The organism is Kitasatospora sp. NPDC034023 (assembly GCF_055575795.1).
Map to the genome: position 1 here is coordinate 17,051 of NZ_JBVIRY010000029.1, position 23,497 is coordinate 40,547.

General features: G+C 77.5%; 3 protein-coding genes (1 of these 3 only partly in view). All 3 read right to left on the minus strand.

All coding sequences use genetic code 11. The features are described from left to right. Tightly spaced (each overlapping or abutting the next), the 3 genes in view from ACZ52R_RS31425 to ACZ52R_RS31435 form a layout consistent with a single transcriptional unit that may run on beyond the window. A complete protein-coding gene (locus ACZ52R_RS31425; RefSeq protein WP_465754555.1) occupies positions 1-9,285 on the minus strand; it encodes an SDR family NAD(P)-dependent oxidoreductase in 9,285 nt (3,094 codons plus the stop codon). Then, a complete protein-coding gene (locus ACZ52R_RS31430) occupies positions 9,282-16,250 on the minus strand; it encodes an SDR family NAD(P)-dependent oxidoreductase (protein ID WP_465754556.1) in 6,969 nt (2,322 codons plus the stop codon). Before ACZ52R_RS31430 ends, ACZ52R_RS31425 begins: the two co-directional genes overlap by 4 nt. After that, positions 16,250-23,497 carry the 3' portion of an SDR family NAD(P)-dependent oxidoreductase gene (locus ACZ52R_RS31435; protein WP_465754557.1) on the minus strand. It continues 12,252 nt past the right edge of the window, so the window shows 7,248 of its 19,500 coding nt (coding positions 12,253-19,500); the start codon falls outside the window, past its right edge — the gene reads right to left on this strand; its stop codon occupies positions 16,250-16,252. The genes ACZ52R_RS31430 and ACZ52R_RS31435 overlap by 1 nt, the downstream gene beginning before the upstream one ends.

A 23,497-nucleotide genomic window follows, 5' to 3' on the forward strand; every position in this document is an offset into this window, starting at 1 on the left:
TCAGTCCATCGCGGCGGCCAGCCGGTCGATGACGAGGTCCGCCAGGATCTGCGGCGTCGGGTTCTCGTACAGCACGTCGGCGGCCCAGTCGAGGCCGGTCAGTGCGACGAGGTGGTCGCGCAGCTCGATCGCCGTGACGGAGGTGAGACCGAGGTCGAAGAACTCGTCCTCGACGCCCACCTCGTCGACGGACTCGTGCCCCAGCACCGCGGCCACCAGTCCGCGGACACCGCCCAGGACGGCGTCCTGCCACTGGTCGCGCGGCAACGCGGCCAGCGCCAGCCAGAGTTCGGCCTCCCGGTTGGGGCCGGCCTCGGGCTCGTCCTCTGCGGTATCCGCCGCGTCCGCGGCAGGAGCGGCGGGAGCGGCGGGAGCGGTGGGAGCGGCGTCGGGCTCGACGGCCACGGGCACGGCCACGGCCACGGCCACGGAAACAACCGGCGCGGAGACCTCGGGCGCGGGGGCCGTGGCCCCCGCCGCCTCGGTCCCGGTGGCGGCAGCCCCCGGCGTCGCAGCGGGAAGCGCGTCCCCGTCGACGAGGCGGACCGCAGGCTCACCCGCCGTCAGCGCCCGGAACAGCCCGGCCGCCGCCGCCCGCGGGTCCAGCCCCGGAGCGACCGCCACCGCGACCGCGGAGCGACCGAGGGCGAGGATCCCGGCCGACGGCTCCGCCACCCGCTCCCCCACCGACACGACGGCGACCAGCGGTACCGTCCCGTCCCTCCCGACCGTCCCCGGGTCCACCCCGGCCCCGACGATCGCCGCCGTCGGCGCCACCGCGCCTTCCGCCTCGGCGAGCCGGACGGCACCGGGCGGGCAGGGGGAGCCCCCCGCCACCAGGCAGCGGGCGCCGAAACGCCGTACCTCCTCGGCCACCGCCCCGGCGAGCCCGTCCGGGAGGCCGGCCAGCAGGACGTCGCCCGCCGGGCGCCACCGCTCGGCCGGTTCCACCGTCCGGTACTCGCGCACGGACACGCCGTCCGCCTCGATCCGGGCCTCGGGGTGCCCCTCGGCGATCACCGCGCAGAGCCGGGCCCGGGCCCGGGCGTCGACCACCGGCGGCAGGATCACCAGGTGGTCGCCGACCGGGTCGCCGCCGTCCGTGCCGAGGGCCCACCGCGGGACGCCGGGCGCCGCGACCGGTTCGGCCCCGGGCAGCGCGACGACGAGGTCCGGCCGCTCGGCGCCGCCCGTCCGCACGCGTGCGCCGTGCCGGGCCAGGGCCCCGGCGAGCGCGTCGGCCAGGTCGTCGTCGCCCCCGGGCGGGGCGAGGAGCAGCACGTCCCGGTCGAGGGCCGGGGCCGGGCCGTCCGGGACGCGCCGCCACCGGGCCGTCTGCACGACCGGGAGCCGGGCGCCGGAGCGCAGCCGGCCGAGCGCCGCGAGGATCTCGGCGGGCGTCTCGTCCCCCCGCAGGTCGAGCAGGCCCAGCGCCGAGGCGACGTCGTCGTTCTCCAGGGCGGACCAGAGCGGGGCGAGCACGGTGTCCGCCGGGGCGGGCGCCACGGGCTCGGGCACCGCGGGCGCCGCTTCGACGGCCTTCGGCACGACGACCTCGGGCCAGTAGTGCCGGCTGCGGAACGCGTACCGCGGCAGCGACACCCGGCGCAGCGGCCTGCCCTCGTGGACGGCCGCCCAGTCCACCGGCACCCCGTGGGTGTGCAGGGCGCCCAGCGCCTCGGTGGCCGCGCGGACGTCCGTCCGGTCCCGTCGCAGCAGGGCGACCGGGCGGACCGGGAGGTCCGGAAGGCACACCGCGGCGGCCGGGGCCAGCACCGCGTCGGGGCCGAGCTCCAGGAACGCGGTCGCCCCGTCCTCGTGGGCGCGGCGGACGGCGTCGGAGAAGCGGACCGATCCGCGCAGCTGGTCCACCCAGTAGTCGGCGGAGTCCATCGGCGCGTCGGTGCGGACGGTGGAGACGACCGGGATCCCGGCCGTCCCGAACCGCACCGCCGCGGCCACCTCGCGGAACTCGGCGAGCGCCGGCTCCACGAGCGGCGAGTGGAAGGCGATGCCCACGTTCAGCCGGCGGGTGCGGTGCCCGCGGGCCACGAGCTCGGCGGCGACCGCCGTCACGGCCTCGTCCTCCCCCGAGAGCACCACGGCCGCGGGACCGTTGACGGCGGCGATCGCCACCCGGTCCGCCCGGCCGTCGAGCAGGGCGAGCACCTCCTCCTCGGAGGCCCGGACCGACATCATCGCGCCGCCCGGCGGGAGGGCGCCGAGCACCCGGCCCCGGGCGGCCACCAGCGCGGCGGCCCGGTCGAGCGGGATCAGGCCGGACACGCAGGCGGCGGAGAGCTCGCCGACGGAGTGGCCGATCAGGAGGTCCGGCGTCACGCCCCAGGAGGACAGCAGCCGGAACTGGGCCACCTGGAGGGCGAACAGCGCCGCCTGGGTGTACTCGGTGCGGTCGAGCGGCCCCTCCTCGCCGAAGACCGCCTCGCGCAGCGGGCTGCCCAGGTCGAAGAGCCCGCAGACCTCGTCGAAGGCCCGCGCGTAGACCGGGAAGGTCTCGTACAGTTCCCGTCCCATGCCCGGGAGTTGGCTGCCCTGCCCGGTGAACAGCAGGGCGAGCCGGGGCCGGCCGGCCGTCGCGCGGCGCAGGCCCGGGTCGGTCCGGCCGTCCGCCAGGGCGGTCAGCGCGGTACGGATCGCCGACTCGTCCGCGCCGGTCACCGCCGCCCGGTACCGCTGGGCGGACCGGGTGGTGGCCAGGGCGCGGGCGACGGCGGGCAGGTCCGTGGTGTCCGCCGCCAGCAGGCGGGCGGCCTGGGCGGACAGCGCCGCCTCGGAGCGCGCCGACAGCAGCCACGGCACGCCCTCCAGGTCGGGCCCGGCCGGCTCGGCGACGGGCGCCGCCGGCGGCTGCTCGATCACCACGTGGGCGTTGGTCCCGCTGATCCCGAACGAGGACACGCCCATCCGGCGGGGGCCCGGCCGCTCGGGCCAGGGCTGGGCCGAGCTCAGCAGGGCGACGTTCCCGGTGCTCCAGTCGACGTGCGGTGACGGCTCGTCGAGGTGCAGGCTGCGCGGCAGCAGCCCGTGCCGGATGGACAGCACGGCCTTGATGACGCCGGCGATGCCGGCCGCCGCCTGCACGTGCCCGAGGTTGGACTTGAGCGAGCCCAGCCAGAGCGGCTCCGGGCGGTCCTGACCGTAGACCGCCAGCACCGCCTGGGCCTCGATCGGGTCGCCGAGCGCCGTGCCGGTGCCGTGCCCCTCGATCGCGTCCACGTCGGCGGGGCGCAGGCCGCCGGCGGCGAGGGCCGCCCGCATCACCTGTTCCTGGGCGCGGCCGTTGGGCGCGGTGAGGCCGTTGCTCGCGCCGTCGGAGTTCACCGCGCTGGCGCGCAGCACGGCCAGCACCTCGTGGCCGAGGGCGCGGGCCCGGGAGAGGCGCTCGACGAGCACCATGCCGACCCCCTCGCCGAGCGCGGTGCCGTCGGCCGCGGCGGCGAACGGCTTGCAGCGGCCGTCGGCGGCCAGTCCGCGCTGGCGGCTGAACTCGACGAACACCATCGGCGTCGAGAGCACCGTGACGCCGCCGGCCAGCGCGAGGTCGCACTCCCCCGCCCGGACGGACTGGGCGGCGAGGTGCAGGGCGACCAGGGAGGACGAGCAGGCGGTGTCGACGGTGATGGTCGGGCCCTCCAGGCCGTAGCTGTAGGCGACCCGGCCGGACAGCACGCCGCCGCCGACGCCGGGGGCGAGGAAGCCCTCGGCCGCCGCGCCCTCCAGGAGGCGGCCGTAGTCCTGGTACATGGAGCCGACGAACACGCCGGTGCGGGTGCCGCGCAGCGTGGCCGGGTCGATCCCGGCGTCCTCGCAGGCCTCCCAGACGGTCTCCAGCAGGAGGCGCTGCTGCGGGTCCATCGCGGCGGCCTCGCGCGGCGACACCCCGAAGAAGGCCGCGTCGAAGGTGGTCGCGCCGGCCATGAAGCCACCGTGCCGGACGTAGCTGCGCCCGGCGGCGGCCGGGTCCGGGTCGTACCGGTCGACCGGCCAGCCGCGGTCCTCGGGGAAGGGGCCGATGCCGTCGCGTTCGGCGCTCAGCAGCTCCCAGAGGTCCTCCGGCGTGGCGACGCCGCCGGGGAGCCGGCAGCCGATCCCGACGAGGACGACGGGGTCGTCCGCGTCGGCCTGCCGGGAGGCGGCCGCGACGGGCGCCGAGGCCTGCGCGCCGGCCAGCAGGTCGTCCAGGTGGCGGGCCAGCGCGGCCGGGTTGGGGTGGCTGAAGACCACGGTCGCGGGCAGCCGCAGGCCGGTGGCGGCGGAGAGCCGGTTGCGCAGTTCGACGGAGCTGACCGAACCGAAGCCGACGTCCTTGAAGGCCCGGTCGGGGTCGACGCCGTCCGCCGAGCCGTGGCCGAGGACGGCGGCGGCGTGCGCGGCCACCAGGTCGAGCAGCACCCGCTGCCGGTCGGCCGGGGTCTTGCCGGCCAGGCGGGCGCCCAGTTCGGGGTCGACGGCCACGCCGCCGCCGGCGGCGGTGCGGCGGGCCGGCGCACCGACCAGGGCGCGCAGCGGGGCGGGCACCCCGTCGCCCATCGCGCGCAGGGTGGCCGGGTCGAGCCGGATGGGTGCGAGCACCGGCTCGTCGGAGGCGAGGGCGCCGTCCAGGGCGGCGAGGCCGGCGCGGTCGGACAGCGCGAGGAAGCCCGAGCGGCCGAAGCCGTCGCGGTCGACCCCCTCGGTCATGGTGCTCTCGGCCTCCCACAGGCCCCAGGCCAGGGAGACCCCCGGCAGGCCCCGGGCGTGGCGCAGCCGGATCAGGGCGTCGAGTCCGGCGTTGGCCGCCGCGTAGTTGGCCTGTCCGAACCCGCCGAGCAGGCCGGCCGCCGAGGAGAAGAACACCAGCCGCGCGTCGGGCAGCAGGGTGTGCAGGTGCAGGGCCGCGTCGAGCTTGGGTGCCAGCACCCGGGTGAGGCGCTCCGGCGTCAGGTCGGTGACCAGGACGTCGTCCAGGACGCCCGCGGCGTGGACGACGGTGGTGAAGCCGGCGCCGTCGACCAGCCGGGCCAGTGCGGCGCGGTCGGAGACGTCGCAGGCCGCCGCCTCGACCGTCGCGCCGGCGGTGGTCAGCGCGTCGACGAGCTCGGCCGCGCCGGGGGTCCGTGCGCCGCGCCGGCCGACCAGCACCAGGTCGCGCACGCCGTGCGCGTCGACCAGGTGGCGGGCGACGAGCTGCCCGAGGGTGCCGAAGGCCCCGGTGACCAGGACCTTGCCGAGCCCCGCGGCCGGGTCCTCGGCCGGGTCGGCGGCCGGGTCCTCGGCCGGGTCGGCGGTCGGCGCCGTGCGTTCCAGCCGGAGCACCGTGGCGGCGCCGTCGGCCAGCGCGATCTGCGGCTCACCGGCGGCCAGCGCGGCGGGTACCGCGGTGAGCGTGGCGTCGGAGTCGTCGGCCAGGTCGAGCAGCAGGAAGCGGTCGGGGTGCTCGACCTGGGCGGAGCGCACCAGGCCGGCCACGGCGGCCTCGGCGACGTCCTCGCGCACCCGGCGGGTGACCACCACGAGGGTCGCGGCCGCGGAGCCCTCGTCCGCGAGCCACTCCTGCACCGTGGTGAGCGCGCTCGCCACGGCGGCGGCCGGCTCACCGGTCGGCGCCGGGACCAGGACGAACGGCGCGGTGCCGGTGGCGGGCTGACGCTTCAGCAGCGCGGCGAGGTCCGGGTCGGGCACCGCGAAGTCGACCGCGGCGCCGTCGGGCAGGGCGCGGCCCACCCAGGCGGGGCGCAGCAGGTCGCGGCTGTCCGACCGGCCAAGGGCGCCCTCGGGCAGCGCGCGCAGCACGAGCGTGTCCACCGTGGCGACCGGCGCGCCCGACGGGTCGGCCAGCTCGATCCGGACGGCGTCGGGCCCGGCCGCGGTGACGGCCACCCGGACGGAGTCGGCGCCGACGGCGTGGACGCGCACGCCCGTCCACTCGAAGGGCAGCGAGGGCCGGTCGGGCGGCCCGGTGAGGAAGCCGCCGAGCGCCACCGGGTGGAGGCAGGCGTCGAGCAGCGCGGGGTGCAGCACGAAGCCGTCCGGCTCGGTGCCGGGCAGCGCGACCTCGGCGAACACGGCGCCGTCGCGGCCGCGCCACAGCGCCCGCACACCGCGGAAGGCCGGGCCGTACGGGAGCCCGGCGCCGCGCAGCCGGGCGTAGAGCTCCTCCACGTCGAGCGGTTCGGCGTCGGCCGGCGGCCAGGCGACCGGCGTGGGCGCCGGTCGGGCGTCGTCGGGCAGCAGGACGGCGGTGGCGTGGGTGGTCCAGTGATCCGTCCCGCCGGTGCGGGTGTGCAGGGTCAGTGCGCGGGAGCCGTCCTCGGCGGGCGCCGCGACGTCGAGCCGCACCCGGACCTCGGCGTCCTCGGGCAGGACGACCGGGGTGAGCAGGGTGAGCTGGTCGACGACCGCGCAGCCCACCTCGTCGCCGGCCCGGGCGGCCAGTTCGGTGATGGCCGCGCCCGGCAGCACCACCAGTCCGTCGACGACGTGGTCGGCCAGCCAGGGCAGGGCGGTCAGGGAGAGCCGGCCGGTCAGGACGGTCTGCTCGCCGCCCAGGCAGGCCCGCAGGACGGGGTGGTCGACGAGGTCCAGGCCCAAGGCGGCCGGGTCGTCGTCGGCGCGCCAGTACGGCTCGGTGACGAAGGCGGTGGTGGGGAGCTCGACGCGGCGGGCGCCGGGCCACACCGCCGACCAGTCCGGCCGCACCCCCCTGACGTGCAACTGGGCGAGCGCGGTGAGCAGTTGGGCCCGGCCGCCCTCGTCGCGGCGCAGGGTGTGCACGACCGCGACGTCTGCGTCGAGCGCCTCGACGGTCTCCTGCGCCCCGTTGGTGACCACCGGGTGCGGGCTGACCTCCAGCAGGGTCGTGCAACCGCGCCGGACCAGCGCGGTGACGGCCTCGTCGAAGCGGACCGTCTCGCGCAGGTTGCGGTACCAGTAGTCGGCGTCGAAGGCGTCGTCGCCGTCGATCCACCGGCCTTCGACGGAGGAGAAGAACGGCACCTCGGGGGCGCGCGGGCGCACCGGTGCGAGCGCCTCCAGGACCTGGTCGCGGACGGCCTCGACGTGGAAGCAGTGCGAGGCGTAGTCGACGTCGACCCGGCGGGCCCGCACCTCCTCGGCCTCGCAGGCGGCGAGGAGCTCGTCCAGCGCGTCGACGTCACCGGAGACGACCGCCGAGGACGTGCCGTTGACGGCGGCGACCGCCAGTCGGCCGTCCCAGCGGCCGAGCCGCTCGCGGACCTGGTCGGCGGGCAGCGCGACGGACATCATCCCGCCGCGGCCGGAGAGTGCCGGCAGCGCCCGGCTGCGCAGGGCGACCACCCGGGCGGCGTCCTCCAGGGTGAGCGCGCCGGCCACGCAGGCCGCGGCGATCTCGCCCTGGCTGTGGCCGACCACGGCGGTGGGCCGGATGCCCAGCGAGCGCCAGACCTCGGCGAGGGCGACCATCACGGCGAACAGGGCGGGCTGGACGACGTCGACCCGCTCCAGGTCCCCCGCGCCGCGCAGCACGGCCTCCAGGTCGAAGTCGACGTGCGGGGCGAGCGCGGCCGCGCACTCGGCGATCCGGGCCCGGAACACCTCGTCGGTGTCCAGCAGTTCCACCGCCATGTCCCGCCACTGCGAGCCCTGGCCCGGGAAGAGGAAGGCCACCCCGCCGGCCGGGCCGACGGTGCCCTCGACCACGGCCGCCGAGGGGCGGCCGGCCGCGAGTTCGGCCAGACCGGCCGTCAGCTCGGCGCGGTCGGCGCCGCGGACGACGGCGCGGTGCTCGTGCGCGGCCCGAGTGGTGGCCAGCGAGAGGGCGACGTCGCCCTCCCGCAGCGCGGGCCGGGCGGCCAGGTACCCGGTCAGCGCCTCGGCCTGGGCGCGCAGCCCGGCGGCCGACCGGCCGGACAGCGCCCAGGTCCACGGCCCGGGGGCGTCCTCGGCGGGTTCGTCCCGGTCGGCCGCCGCGGGCGGTTCCTCCAGGATCACGTGGGCGTTGGTGCCGCTGACGCCGAACGAGGAGACGCCCGCCCGCCGGGGTTCGGCGCCGGCCGGCCAGGGCGAGTCCTCGGCCAGCAGCTCCACGGCGCCCGCCGACCAGTCGACGTACGGGCTGGGCTCGTCCAGGTGCAGGGTCCTGGGCAGCACGCCGTGGCGCATCGCCATGACCATCTTGATGATCCCGGCGACACCGGCCGCGGCCTGGGTGTGCCCGAGGTTGGACTTGATCGAGCCCAGTCGCAGCGGCTCGGCGCGCTCCTTGCCGTAGGCGGCGAGCACGGCCTGCGCCTCCACCGGGTCGCCCAGCGGGGTGCCGGTGCCGTGCGCCTCGACCACGTCGACCTGGGCGGGGGTGAGGCCCGCGTCGACCAGGGCCTCGCGGATGACCCGCTGCTGGGCGGGGCCGTTGGGGGCGGTCAGGCCGTTGCTGGCGCCGTCCTGGTTGATCGCGCTGCCGCGCACCACCGCGAGGACCGGCCGGCCGGCCTCGAGCGCCGCCGACAGCCGCTCGACCACGAGGACGCCGATGCCCTCGGACCACGCGGTGCCGTCGGCGGCGGCGGCGAACGGCTTGCAGCGCCCGTCGGGGGCCAGCCCGCGCTGGCGGCTGAACTCGACGAAGGCGGTCGGGGTCGCCAGCACCGTCGCACCGCCCACCAGCGCCATGTCGCACTCGCCGCGCCGCAGGGCCTTGACGGCCAGGTGCAGGGCGACCAGCGAGGAGGAGCAGGCGGTGTCCACGGTGACGGCGGGGCCGCGCAGGCCGAGCTGGTAGGCCACCCGCCCGGAGACGACGCTGCCCGCGCCCTGGGCTCCCGGGTAGTCGTGGTGCATCACGCCGGTGTAGACGCCGGTGCGGCTCTCCCGCAGGGCGGTCGGGTCCAGGCCGGCCCGTTCCACGGCCTCCCAGGAGGCCTGGAGGATCATCCGCTGCTGCGGATCGGTGTAGTGGGCCTCCTTGGGCGAGATGCCGAAGAACCCGGCGTCGAACTCGGCGGCGTCGTGCAGGAACCCGCCCTGCATGACGGTGGTCGTGCCGGGGTGGTCCGGGTCGGGGTGGTAGAGCGCGTCGAGGTCCCAGCCGCGGTTGGCGGGGAACCTGCTGACGCCGTCCCGGCCCTCGGCGACCAGCTTCCACAGGTCGTCGGGCGAGGCGACGCCGCCGGGGTAGCGGCAGGCCATGCCGACGATCGCGATCGGCTCGGCGGAGCGGTCCTGGAGGTCGCGCAGTCGGCGCTTGGTCGACTGGAGTTCCGCGGTGACCCGCCGCAGGTACTCGCGCAGCTTGTCGTCGGTGGTCATCGGGTACGGTCCTCCAGTCCCGGCAGCGGGCTGCCGAGTTCAGCGTCGATCAGGGCGAAGACCTCGTCGTCGGTCGCGGTCTCGAAGGGGTCGAGCGATCCCGGCGCGGCGTGCGGCGTCAGCTCGTCGAGCAGGCCGCGGACGCGTTCGGCGGCCCGGTCGCGGGCGAGGTCGTCGGTGGCGGCGGCGGTGAGCTCGGCGGCCAGCCGGTCGAAGGCCGCGAACAGCGACGGCAGGTCGCCCGAACGGTCCGCGCCGCCGAGCCGCTCGTCGAGGTGGACGACCAGCTCGGCCGGGGTGGGGTGGTCGAAGACCAGGGTGGCCTCCAGGGTCAGGCCGAGCGCGGCGCCGAGCCGGTTGCGGAACTCGACCGAGCTCAGCGAGTCGAAGCCGAGCTCCTGGAAGGAGCGGTCGGACTCGATCGCACCGGCGTCGGCGTAGCCGAGCACCGCGGCGGCCTGGCCGCGGACGACGGCCGACAGGCGGGTGCGCCGCTCGTCCGGGTCGAGCGCGGCGAGCCCGGCGAGGGCGGGGTCGGCCGTCGCGGGCGCGGGCGGCACGAGCGCGCGCAGCAGGTGCGGGACGGCGGCGGACCGGCCGGGGGTGAGGCGGATCGCGGCCACCTCCGGTTCGGTGCCGGCCAGGGCGGCGTCGAGCAGGCGCAGCGCGGCGTCCGCCGGCAGCAGCTCGATGCCGGCCCGGGCGAGCCGGGCGCGGTCGGCGGTCATGCCCTCGTCCGTCGCCCAGGGGCCCCAGGCCACCGAGACGGCGCGGCCGCCGCCCGCGACCCGGTGCCGGGCGAGGGCGTCGAGGAAGGCGTTGGCCGCGGCGTAGTTGCCCTGGCCGGGGCCGCCGAGGACGCCGGCGACCGAGGAGAACAGCACCAGGTCGGCGTCGGGCAGCAGCTCGTGCAGGTGGCTCGCGCCGTCGGCCTTCGGGCGCAGTACGGCGTCGAGGCGCTCGGCGTCGAGGGCGGTGACCACCCCGTCGTCGAGCACGCCCGCGGCGTGGATCACCGTGCCGACCGTCCGGCCGGCCAGCAGCGCGGCGAGCGCGGCGCGGTCGGCGACGTCGCAGGCGGCGGTCTCGACGCGGGCGTCGAGGCCGGCCAGGCCCTCCGGGGCCCGGCCGCTGCGGCTGACCAGCAGGAGGTCACGGACCCTGTGCCGCTCGACCAGGTGGCGGACGACCGGACCGGCGAGGGCGCCGGCGGCGCCGGTGACCAGGACGGTGCCGTGGTCGCGCGGCCCGGGTTCGGCGGCCTCTGCGGGCATCCGGACGAGGCGGGCCGCCCGGACGGCGCCGTCCCGCAGGGACAGCTGCGGCTCGTCGGAGCCCAGCGCGGCCGGCAGGTCGGTGAGGTCGTCGGCCTCGACCAGCGTGAACCGGCCGGGGTGCTCGGACTGCGCGGAGCGCACCAGGCCCCAGGCGGCGGCGGTGGCCGGGTCGGGCGCCGTGGTGAGCAGGACGAGCCGGGCGGTGGCGTACCGCTCCCCCGCCAGCCACTCCTGGATCAGGTCGAGCACCCGCCGGGTGAGCGCGCGGGCGGCGGCGCCGTCCGGCCCGTCGGAGGCGACGGGCAGCACGACCACCGGCGGCACGTCCACCAGCGCGGACAGCTCCGCGGCCCGGACGACCTCGGCGCCGGACGCTGTCAGGGCGGCCGCGGCGCCGGCCGGGTCGGCGCCGACCACCGCGTAGCGGGCGGCCCGCTCCGGCCGGGGCGGGTCCACCGGGACCCACTCGACCCGGTACAGCGGGTCGGCGGGGGCACCGGCCGGGCGCAGGACGACCGACTCGACGGTCGCCACCGGGCGGCCGGCCGGGTCGGTGAGCCGCACCTCGACGGTGTCGGGGCCCAGGTGGGCGACCCTGGCCCGGGCGGCCGTCGCCCCGGGGTTGTGCACCCGGACGCCCGACCAGGCGAACGGCAGCCGCGGGCGGTCGCCGTCGATGACGCCGGTCAGCGCCACCGCGTGCAGGGCGGAGTCGAGCAGCACCGGGTGCAGGGCGTACGGCCCGGCGTCCCCGCCGGGCACGAGCACGTCGGCGTACACGGCCTCGCCGGCGCGCCAGGCCCGGCGCAGCCCCTGGAAGGCCGGTCCGTACCCGGTCAGGCCCTGGTAGAGCCGGGTGACGTCGATCTCCTCGGCGTCGCCGGGCAGCGGCGGGGTGCTCGGGGTGTCGGCGGGGGCGGGGTCGAGGGCACCGGTGGCGTGCCGGGTCCAGGCGCCGCCGGTCGGGCGGGCGTGCAGCTCGAACTCGCGTCGGCCGTCCGCGTCGGCGGGCCGGACGGTGACCCGCAGGTCGGCGTCGTCGAACAGCAGCGGGGCCTGGATCACCAGCTCGGCGATCCGGGGGCGGCCGAGCCGGGCCCCGGCGTGCAGGACCAGCTCGACGAGGAAGGCGCCCGGGACGATGGCGGTGCCGTCCACGGTGTGGTCGGCCAGCCAGGGCTGGTCCGCCCGGGACGTCCGCGCGGTGAGCACGTCCCCGTCGGCCAGTTCGACCAGCTCGACCGCCTCGGCCCGCGGGCGGGCGCCCGCGGGGGCGGTCTCGACCCAGTGGCGCTCGCGGGCGAACGGGTAGCCGGGCAGCGACAGCCGGCGCGGGCGCGCGGGCGGGGCGAGGGTGATCTCGGCGCCCTCGACCCAGGCGCCGGCGAGGGTCCGCAGGTCGCCGGCCGCGACGGGCGCCGCGGCGCGCCGGCGGCGGCCGCGGTGGCCGGTCCCGGCGCGCAGGGCCTCGATGAGCTCGGCGGTGGTGGTGGCGACGACGGCGAGCCGCTCGTCCAGGTGGTCGCGGCCGGCCCAGAGGGTGTAGGCGAGCGCCTCCAGGTCCACTGCGGGGGCCCGCGTCGCGAGCCGGGCCGCCAGGTCGGCGGGGGTGGTCCCCTCGTCGATCGGCGGCCGGACGCCGAAGGCCGCCTCGACGCGGTGCGCGAGTTCGGCCAACCGCGGGTAGTCGAGGCCGAGTTCGGCCAGCGGCTCGCGCGGGTCGGCCTGGAAGCCGACCACCTCGGTCAGGATCGCCTCCAGCGCCGACGCGGTGTCTCCGTCGGCCGTCCGCTCCAGGTGGGCGATCAACTCCTCGACCACGGTGTCGAGTCGGGTGACGTCCTTGGCGGAGAGCACGAACAGCCGGGGTTCGGCCGGCGCCGGCGCGACCGCCTCGGCGGGGTGCTCGGCGAGCACCAGGTGGGCGTTGGAGCCGCCCGCGCCGAAGGAGCTGATCGCCGCCGTGCGCGGCCCGCCCTCGCGCGGCGCCCACGGCTCGGTGGCGCGCTGCACCCGGAAGCGCGAACCGTCCCAGTCCACGGCGGGGTTGAGCGGGTCGGCGTGCAGGGAGGGCACCAGCTGCCGGTGCCGGAACTGGAGCACGACCTTGCTGACGGCGGCGATGCCGGCGGCCGACTCCAAGTGGCCGATGTTCGACTTGACCGAACCGATCGGCCAGGGGCCGCGACCGGCGCCGGCCTGGTCGAACGCCCGCTCCAGGGCGTCGAGTTCGATCGGGTCGCCGAGGCTGGTGCCGGTGCCGTGCGCCTCCAGGTAGCCGAGCTCGGCCGGGTCCACGCCCGAGTCCGCCAGCGACCGGGCGATCAGCGCGGCCTGGGAGGCCGGGTTGGGCACCGAGAAGCCGCCGGTGCGGCCGCCGTGATTGAGGGTCGTGCCGCGGATGACGGCGTGCACGTGGTCGCCGTCGCGCAGCGCGTCGCGCAGCGGGCGCAGCAGCACCACGCCGACGCCCTCGCCGGGCACGTAGCCGTCCCCGCCCTCGCCGAAGGCCCGGCAGCGGCCGTCGGTGGACAGGAAGGACGACTGGCTCAGCAGCAGGTACTTGTTGGGGTGGACGTGCAGGTTGACGCCGCCGGCCAGCGCCGCCTCGCAGTCGCCGCGCCGGATCGCCTCGACGGCGAGGTGGATCGCCGTCAGGGACGACGAGCACATGCTGTCGAGGGCGATGCTCGGCCCGCGCAGGTCGAGGAAGTACGAGACGCGGTTGGCGATCGAGGCGGCGAACGAGGACGGCACCAGGCCGGGTTCGTCCTGGACCCCGTACAGCTGGTACTGGTTGTACATCACCCCGGCGAACACACCGACGTCCCGGCCGCGCCAGGCCGAGGGGGCGTGGCCGGCCTCCTCGAACGCGTGCCACGCCTCCTGGAGGAACAGCCGCTCCTGCGGGTCCAGGACGGCGGCCTCGTTCGGCGAGATGTGGAAGAACGCGGCGTCGAACTCGTCGATGCCGTCGACGAAGCCGCCCCAGCGGCCGTAGGAGCGGCCGGGCAGGCCCTTGGTGTCGGTGTGGATCGCCCGGTGGTCCCAGCGGTCGGCGGGCACCTCGGTGATGCAGTCGCGGCCGGTGCGCAGGTTCGCCCAGAACTCGTCGAGGTCACGGGCCTTCGGGTAGCGTCCGCTGATCCCGACCACGGCGATCGCGTCGTCCCGGACGTCCGGGGCGGCGGTCCGCTCCACGGCGGCCGCGGGGGCCTGGGCGTGGACGCGCCCGACGGCCTGCACAGGGGCCTGCACAGGGGCCTGGGCGGCGGCCTGCACAGGGGCCTGGGCGGCGGCCTGAACGGGGGCCGGCGCGGGAACGGGCTCGGCGGCCGGTTCCGCCACGGCCCCGAACTCGCCGGTGATCCGCTCCGCCGACCCGACGAGGGCGACCACGTGCGGGCGGCCGCTGCCGACCGCCGCCAGCAGGATGTCCACGGCGGTCGGGGTGTCCATCGGCCGCAGGCCCATCCGCCGCAGCCCGGCGGTGTCGAGCGGCATCCCGCCCTCGGCCCAGGCCGGCCAGCCGACCGAGACCACGCCCGGCTTCCCCTCCGCGAAGCCGTCCAGGAAGGCGTTGGCGCAGGCGTAGTCGGCCTGACCGGGGTTGCCCCACGCCCCCGCGGTGGAGGAGCAGAGCACCAGGAAGTCCAGCCCGAGGTCCCGGGTCGCCCCGTACAGGTGGCGGGCGCCGGCGAGCTTGGGCGCGAGCACCGCACGGACGTCCTCGGCGGCCTTGCCCGCGATCAGTCCGTCGCGCAGCACGCCGGCGGCGTGGACCACCCCGTGCAGCACACCGAACCTGGACAGCGCCAGGTCGACGACGCGGCGCACGTCCTCGGCCCGGGTGACGTCGGCCGCCACGACGGCGACCTCCGCCCCGAGGGCGGTCAGCTCGGCGCTCACCGACGGGTCCGCGGCGGAGCGCCCGCAGAGCACCAGGCGGGCCCGGACGGTCCGGGCCAAGTGGCGGGCCAGGGCCAGGCCCGCCCCGCCGAGGCCGCCGGTGATCAGGTAGACGCCCCGGTCGCGCAGCCTCGCGGGGCGCTCCGGGGCCGGCACCGGCCGGACGTCCCGGACCTCGCGCCGCCCGTCGGTGTACCGCACGTCCGGGTCCGGGACGCCGGCGGCGAGTTCCGCCAGCGCGTCGGCCGTGTACGGGGAGCGCACCACGCCGGCCCGGACGTCCGGCTGCTCCCGGCGCAGGGTCCGGAACAGGGCCGCGACGGCCGCGACGGGTGCGTCGGCGGCGAGGTGGAGGGCGAGGCGGACCTGCCCGCGGCGCGCGCGCAGCAGGGCCGCGGCGAACCCGGTCAGGGCGACCGCCTCGGCCGCGAGGTCCTGCGGATCGGCGGGGATCCAGAGCACGTCCGCGGCGTCGGAGCCCGCGAGCAGGGCCGGCCAGTCGTGTGGGGTGGTCGCGTCGACGGTCAGCACGGCGGCCGGCGGCGCGGCCGCGGGCAGCGGCGCCGCCCGCCAGTGCGGTGCGAACCAGACCACCTCGGCGGGCGGTTCCTCGGCCGGCGGCTCTTCGGCGGGCGGCTCTTCGGCGGGAGCGGCCTGCGCCGCCGGGGCGGCCGGGGCCGGTACGGGGCCCGCCACCGGCTCGAACTCCCGCAGGTGCTCGGCCAGGGCCGCGAAGGTGTTGTGCTCGAACAGCAGCGTCGGCGAGAAGTCCCGGCCGAACGCGCCCTCCAGGTCCGCGGCGATGCCCAGCAGGGCCGAGGAGTCCAGGCCCAGCTCGTAGAAGCCCGCCTCCTCGTCGAACTCCGCCCGGTCGAGGCGGTCGGTGAGCAGTCGGCGCACGACCTCCTCGCCCGACTCCCGGGCCGGCGCGGCGGCCTCCAGCCGGGTGATCGCGGCCTCGTCCCGGACCCGCTTGGACGTCAGGCCCCGCAGCCAGAGCCGCAGTTGCCCGTGCTCGTCGTGGAAGCGCAGGTCACAGGTGGTCAGGTCGCCGTCCACACCGGCCGGGCGCGGCGGCGCCGCGACCACCAGGGAGCGCGTCCCGAGCGGGCCGCGGGCGCGGAACGACTCGATCAGCATCGGGATGTACGGCCGCGCGCCGCCGCCCACGTCCGCGGTGGCGAACACCGTCGGCAGCAGCGTCGAGGAGTCCAGTCCGGCCGGGTGCAGATGGAAGTACTCGGCGTAGTCCGCGGCCTGCGGGCTCAGCGAGAGGTCCGCCAGCATCTCCCCGGCCCCGACGTACAGGGTGCCGCGGGCCCGCATGAAGTCCCCGTGCTCGATGCCGGTGCGCCGCACGGTCGCGTACAGCTCCGCCATGTCGACGGTGCGGGTGGCCCGCGCGCGCAGCGCGGCCAGGTCCGTCGACTCCGCGGGGAACGGCAGGTCGAGCAGGAGCCGGCAGTCGAACAGCGGCTCCACCTCGCCCGACGGCCGCCGGGTGCCGGTGGCCGACACCCGGTAGCCGTCACCCTCGGCGGTGAACCGGATCGTCACCTCGGTGTCGAAGTCCGGTCCGGCCGCCGCCGGGTTGCGGAACAGCAGCCGGCGCAGCTCCACCCGCTCGGTGTCGACCCCGTGGGCCAGCAGGATGCGGTAGATCATGTCGAGGAACGACACGCCGGGCAGGATGCGCGTGCCGTGCACCCGGTGGTCGCGCAGCACCGGGTCGGCCCCTCGCACCACCACGGTGCAGGTCAGGCCATCCAACGCGATCATTACTTTCCTCCCGGCACGGACTGGAACTGGAGCTCGAAGAACGGCGCCGGCACTGCGGGCCCGGACGCCGGGGCGGTCGCAGGGGCGGACGCGGGGGCGGACGCGGGGACGGACGCGGGGACGGACGCGGGGACGGCCGGCTGCACCGGCCCGGACGCGGGGGCCGCCGGCTGCGCCGCCCGGTCGAACCAGAACCACCGCCGCCGGTAGCGGGGCGGATCCAGCGGCGTCCGCGACGGTACGTGCCCGGCCGGCGCCTGGCGCACCACCAGGTGCGCGTTGGTGCCGCCGAACCCGAACGAGCTGACGGCGGCCCGGCGGACGCCCTCGTGGCCCTCGAACGGCCGCAGCTCCCGGACCGGGAACAGCGGCGACTCGTCGAACCGGAAGCGCCGGTTGAGCGTCGCGCAGTGCAGCGTGGGCGGCAGCTGCGCGTGGTGGACGGAGAGCACGACCTTGATCAGTCCGGCGATGCCGGCCGCGCTCAGGGTGTGGCCGATGTTGGTCTTCACGCTGCCGACGCCGCAGAAGCCGATCTCGTCGGTGGCGCCGCGGAAGGCCTCGGTGAGCGCCTTCAGCTCCATCGGGTCACCGATCATCGTGCCGGTGCCGTGCGCCTCCACGTAGCCGATCTGCGTCGGACGGACGCCCGCGTCCGCCAGCGCCCGCTCGATCACCTCCCGCTGCGCGCGGGGGTTCGGCGTGGTGATGCCCATGGTGCGGCCGTCGTTGTTGACGGCCCCGCCCTCGATCACCGCGTAGACCCGGTCGCCGTCCCGCTCGGCGTCGGCCAGCCGCTTGAGCAGCAGCATGCCCGCGCCCTCGCCGAGGACGATGCCGTCGGCCCGCTCGTCGAAGGTGTGGCAGCGGCCGGTCGGCGACAGCGCGCCGGCCTCGCTCATGCCGATGAACGGCACCTCGTCGAGGAGGATCTCCGCACCGCCGGCGAACGCCAGGTCGGACTCCCCGCTCCGCAGGCTCTGCGCGGCCAGGTGCACCGCGACCAGCGCCGAGGAGCAGGCCGAGTCGACCACCACGGACGGGCCGCGCAGGTCGAGGAAGTGGGACAGCTGGGCGGCGATGAAGTTCTGCGCCACCCCGCTGATCGCCTGCGGTCCGCCCGAGCCGTGGTGCGCACCGAAGTTGGCCGCCCGGGCGCCCGCGAAGACGCCCACCCGCCGGCCGCCGACGTCGGCGGCGGTCAGCCCGGCGTCCGCCAGGCACTCCGCGCCGGTCTCCAGGACCTGGCGGACCAGCGGGTCGATGTGCGCGGCGCCCGCCGGGTCCAGCCGGAAGTACTCCGGGTCGAACTGCTCGATGCCCTCCAGGAAGCCGCCCCACTTGCTGATGGTGGTGCCGGGCTCCTGGGCGGGGCGCCAGAACCGCTCCTGGTCCCAGCGGGACGCCGGCACCTCGGTCACCGAGTCCGTCCCGGACGCCAGGTTCCGCCAGAACGAGGACTGGTCGGGCGCACCGGGGAAGTGGGCGGCGATCCCGATGACGGCGATGCCGTCCCGCGGCGCCGCCGCCGTCCGGGCGGCCCCGGACGACTCGGCGGAGGCCGTCACCTCGGCACGCTCGGGCACCTCGGCGCAAGCAGGCGCCTCGGCACGCTCGGGCACGTCGGCGCAAGCAGGCGCCTCGGCACGCTCGGGCACCTCGGCGGACGTCGGCACCGCCACGGACACCGGCGCCGCCACGGCGGGCAGGTCCGGGACCTGGTCCCGCAGCGCCTCCGCGAGCAGTGCCACGGTCGGGTTCTCCAGCACCGCCGACGGCTCGGCGACTACCCCGAGCTCCCGCTCCAGGGCGGCCAGGATCTGGGCGATCATGATCGAGTCCACCCCGAGGTCGGCGAAGTCGGCGCCCGGCTCCACCTGCGCGGGGTCCATCCGCAGCGTCCCCGCGATCACCTCGGTCAGCCGCCGGACCAGGTCCTCCCCGGCCCGGCCGGACGGCGCCACCGCGGTCGCGGCGGCCCCGGACGGCCCGGCGGGGGCGGCGTTCCCGCCCCGAGCGGCCTCCGGCCGGCCGGGCGCCGGCACCGCGAGCAGCGCGCCGGCGTCGAACCGCCCGCCGTCCACCACGCAGGGCAGCACGACCGGCTCCGCGGCGGCCATCGCCCGGTCCAGCAGGTCCAGTCCGACCTCCGGCTCGACGGCCCGCAGGCCGAGGCCGCGGTACGCCGCGGTGTCGACCTCGGGCATGCCCGCCGACCGCCAGCTCGGCCACTGGACGGAGCGCACGAGCGGCCCGCCCGTCGCGGCCCGGTACTCGGCGAGGCGGTCCAGCGTGGAGTTGGCCAGCGCGTAGTCGCTCATGCCGACCGCCAGCGCGGGCACCTGCCCGGCGACGGACGAGTACAGCACGACGAACCGCAGCGGGTCCTGCGCACACGCGTCCAGCAGGCCCTGGAGCCCCGTCGTCTTGGGTTCGAGCACCCGGCTGACGTCGGCCATCCGCTTGCCGATGAAGGCCGGGTCGGTCATCACCCCGAGGCCGGCGCAGTGCACGATCCCGGCGATCGGGCCCAGCTCGCGCCGGGCGCGGTCGATCACCTCGCCGATCCGCTCCGGCGGGGCGCTCTCGACCGCCACCCGGACGCCCGGGCGGTCGAGCGCCGCGAGGTCCCGCAGGCGGGCCGCCAGGGCGGGATCGGTGGCCGGGTCGGCCAGCAGGGCCGGCCAGGCGGCCCGCTCGGGCAGCTCGGTGCGGCCGAGCAGGACGAGCCGGTCGGCGCCCCGGTCGAGCAGCCGGGCCGCCACCAGCCGGCCGAGGGCGCCCGTCCCGCCGGTGATCACCACCGTCCGCCCGGCCAGGTCCGCGGACCAGTCGGTGCCCGGCGCGGCCTCGGCGGCCTCCCGCAGCACCGGCGTGTGCCGCACGCCGCCGCGCACGCAGACCTCGGTCACCGGGTCGGTCGCGCCGAGTTCGGCCGCGACCGCCGCCCGCAGCGCGGCCGGCTCCAGGGAGTCGACGTCGAGCGTGCGGGCGAGGATCCCGCGGTACTCGGCGGTGAGCATCCGGACCAGGCCCGCGAGCCCGGCACCCCGCAGGGTGGGCCGCTCGGCGCGGAACGTGGTCAGGCCGTGCGTCAGGTGGAGGTAGGCGAAACCTCCGGCCCGGTGGGCCGCGACCAGCTCGCGCAGGAGCGCGATCCGGGCCGGGTCGGCCGCCACCACGTCGGTGGGCACGGTCGACACGTCGACCAGGTCGACGACCGCCCCGACCCGGCCGAGCGCGGCCGCGAGCTTCGCGCCGGCGGCCTCGTCGTCGCCGTCCAGCCGGAGCAGCTCGGCCGCCGGGCCGAACGCGGCCCGGGCCAGCGGCTCGGTCTCGGCGCTCACCAACGCCACGATCCCGCCCGGCAGTTCGGCCCCGGGCAGCGGCGCGGCCACCCAGTCCTTCACCAGCAGCAGCGAGGACGGCGCGTCCGGCTGCCGCACCGGCTCGGGCGCGGTGCCGCCCGCCAGCCAGTGCCGTACGCGGGCGAACGGGTAGGTCGGCAGGGACACCAGCGGCGGCCGGTCGGCGCGCAGCGCGCTCCAGTCGATGTCGGCGCCGTCCTGCCAGAGCCGGGCGATCCGGTCGAGCCGGCCCTCGCGGACCAGCCGCGCCAGGTAGCTCGCGCCCTCCGGCTCGGCGAGCCAGACGTGGTCCCCGGCGGTGCCGCCGCCGGCGGAGCCGCCGGCGAGGAAGGCGGCCAGCAGCTCGCGCAGCTGCGCCGTCGACCCGGCGACCACGGCCAGCCGCACCGCCATCGGCACCCGCCCGACCTGGGAGGTGAAGGCGAGCGAGGACAGCGACGGCGCCGAGCCCTCGGGCAGGCCGTCCAGGTGCGCCACGGTCGCGGCCGCGTACCGGCGCAGCGCGTCCTCGGTCCGGGCGGAGAGCACGAACACCTCGTGCTCCGCCGCGGGCCCGGTCGCGGTGGCGGGCGGCGCGGTCGGCGGCTCCTCCAGCACGACATGCGCGTTGACGCCGCCGAAGCCGAAGGAGCTCACCCCGGCGCGCAGCGGCAGCGGCGCGCCGGCGGCGTCCACGGGTTCCCACGGGGTGGCGGCGCCGACCGGCTCGAACGGCGTGCCGTCGAGGTCGATCAGCGGGTTGAGCGTGCGCAGGTGGAGGGTCGGCGGCAGGGTCCGGTGCCGCATCGCCAGGACCACCTTGATCACTCCGGCGATGCCGGCGGCGGGCTCCAGGTGGCCGATGTTGCTCTTCACCGTCCCGATGCCGCAGGCGGCGGCCGGGCCGGTGGCGAGCGCGCGGTGGGCCCGGGTCAGGCCGTCGATCTCCACCGGGTCGCCGAGCGGGGTGCCGGTGCCGTGCAGTTCGACGTAGGACACCGTCTCGATCGGCACGCCGGCGTCGCGGTAGGCGTCCACCAGCAGGTCGGCCTGGGCCAGCGGGTTCGGCGCGGTCAGCGAGGACGCGTGTCCGCCGTGGTTGACGGCGCTTCCCCGGATGACTGCGTGCACCCGGTCGCCGTCGGCGAGCGCGCGGGCCAGCGGCTTCAGCACCAGCACGCCCACGCCCTCCCCCTTGACGTAGCCGTCGGCCGCCGCGTCCAGCGCCTTGCACCGGCCGTCCGGCGAGAGCACGCCGAGCTGGTTGCCCGCGACCACGGTCTGCGGCGAGAGCACCAGGCTCACCCCGCCGGCGATGGCCAGGTCGCTCTCCCCGGACCGCAGGGCGCGGACGGCGCGGTGCAGCGCCACCAGCGAGCTGGAGCAGGCGGTGTCGATGCTCTCGCTCGGGCCGCGCAGGTCCAGCAGGTACGAGATGCGGTTGGCCAGCATCGTCCGCGCCAGCCCGGTGCCGGCGTGGGCGTTGACCTGCCCGCCGCCCATCACCATCGCCTCGTAGTCGTTGAACTGCACGCCCGCGAAGACGCACACCCGGCGCCCGGCGAGCCGGTCCGCCCGGCAGCCGGCGTCCTCCAGCGCCGCCCAGGTGTGTTCCAGGAACAGCCGGTGCTGGGGGTCGATCACCTCGGCCTCGGCCGGCGAGATCTTGAAGAACCGCGCGTCGAAGCGGTCGACGTCGTCGAGGAAGCCGCCCCACCGGGCGGTGCCGCCGAAGCGCCGGGACACCTCCCGCCAGTCCCAGCGGTCGGCGGGGGTCTCGGTCACGAGGTCCCGTCCGTCCGCGAGGTGGTGCCAGAACCCGTCCAGGTCGGCCGAGCCCGGGAACCGGCCGGCCATGCCGATGACGGCGATCGCGTCGTCCTCGGCCGGTGCCGCCTCCCGCACCGCGGAGGCGACGGCCTCCGGGCGCGGTGCCGCGGCGGCCGGGACCGCTGCGGGTGCGGCGGGCGCCGCGGGCGCGACCGGTGCGGCGGGCGCCACGGGCGCGGCGGGCCGGCCCAGTCCCGGGTACTCCTCGGCGAGGTGCCGGGCGAGCTTGCCGATGGTGTTCGCACCGAACAGCGTCGTGGTCGGAACCGACACGCCGTAGCGCTCCTCGATCGCGGCGGACAGCGACTGGAGACCGAAGGAGTCCAGCCCGTACTCGCCGAAACCGGCCTGCGGGTCGAGCGCCGCCGGCGCCAGGCCCAGGTTCTCCGCGATCATCTCCCGGAGCCGGTCCGCCAGTTCACCCGCGGCGTCGACCCCCACCGACCGGACCACCGGTACGGCGGCCGGCACCACGGCCGGCTCGACGACCGGCACCACGGTCGGCGCCGCGACCGGCTCGGCCGGGCGCAGGACCTCGCGGGTCCGCATCGACGCGACCTGCTCGCGCATCCGCTCCGGCTCCCCCGGCAGCACGGCCACCTGGGGCCGGCCCAGGCGCAGCACCACGTCGAGCAGCCGCTCGCCCTCCTCGGCCTCCAGGTAGCGGAAGCCGGTGGCGGCGAGGTAGCGGCTCTCGTCCTCCGGGTCCACGTGCATGCCGCCGTCGCGCCACATCGGCCAGTCGATCGAGACGGTGCGCCCGCTGCGGCCGCCCGCCGTGCGCAGCGCCTCGCGCTCCTCGGCGAAGCCGTCCAGGAAGCGGGCGCCCACCGCGTAGTCGACCAGGCCGTAGTCACCGAGCTGGCCCGCGAGCGAGGAGTACAGCACGAAGAGGTCCAGCGACTCGCCCGCGGTCACCTCGTCGAGCACCCTGGTGCCCTCGAAGCGCGCCCGCAGGTGCGTGCGGAACTCCGCGACGTCCTTGCCGGGCAGCGGCGTGCGGGAGGCGGTGGCGGCCAGGTGGAAGACGCCGTTCAGCCCGCCCCACTGCTCCCTGACGGCGGCGACGACCGCCGCCATGGCGGCCCGGTCCTCGACCGCGGCCCGGAAGTACCGCACCTCGCCGAGCGTGCGCAGCTCGGCGAGCTCCGCGGCCCGGTCCGCCTCCGGCGACCGGCCGGTGAGGGCCACCTTGGCCCCGCGGGCCAGCAGGGTGCGGGCGAGCAGCAGGCCGAGCCCGCCGGTGCCGCCGGTGACCAGGTGGACGCCGCCCGGGCGCAGCGGGGACGGCTGCGCGGGCCGCGGGGCGATCTCGGTCAGCAGCCGGACCACCCGGCCGGTCTCCGAGAGGCGGACGGCGGCTCCGGAGAGGCGCTCGGCCGCGACCTCGGCGAGCAGCGCGGCCTGGCCGACCCGGCCGGCCACCCGCACCACGCAGACGGCCATGCCGGGCAGGGCGGCCCGCAGCGAGGCCTCGAAGCCGCCCCACGCCTCCGCCATGGCGCCCTCGGGCACCAGGACCTGGAGCCGCGCCGGGGCCCGGGAGGCCATCAGCGCGCGGGCGAGCAGGAACACCGACTCGGTGCCGAGGTCCGCGCGGTCCGGGGTGAGCAGCGGCCACTGGTGCACGATGCGGTCGGCGGGGACGGCCAGCAGCCGGGCGTAGTCCTCGGGCTCGGCGGGTCGGATCGTGACGGTGTCGCCGTCCTCGGCATACCTGGTGCCGGCCCGGACGTGCACGGCGCCGGGGACCGGCAGGTCACCGAAGACCAGCACCCGGTCGGTGCGCGGCACGGCCGGCGGCACGGGCTCGGCCGCCCACTCCGCCGCGAACAGGCTGACCGGCGCGGCCGGTTCGGCCACCGGCGCCGGGGCGCCGTCGGTGAACCAGTGCCGCTCGGCGGCGAAGGGGTAGCCGGGCAGGGAGCGCAGCGCCGGTGCCCCGGTCCGCCGGGCGGCCCAGTCGACGGTCGCGCCGCGCACCCAGGCGGCGGCCGCCGCCTCGTCGTCACCGTGGCCGTCGAAGGGCTCGGGGTCGGTGCCCCGCTCGACGCGGCCGAGGTGCAGGCC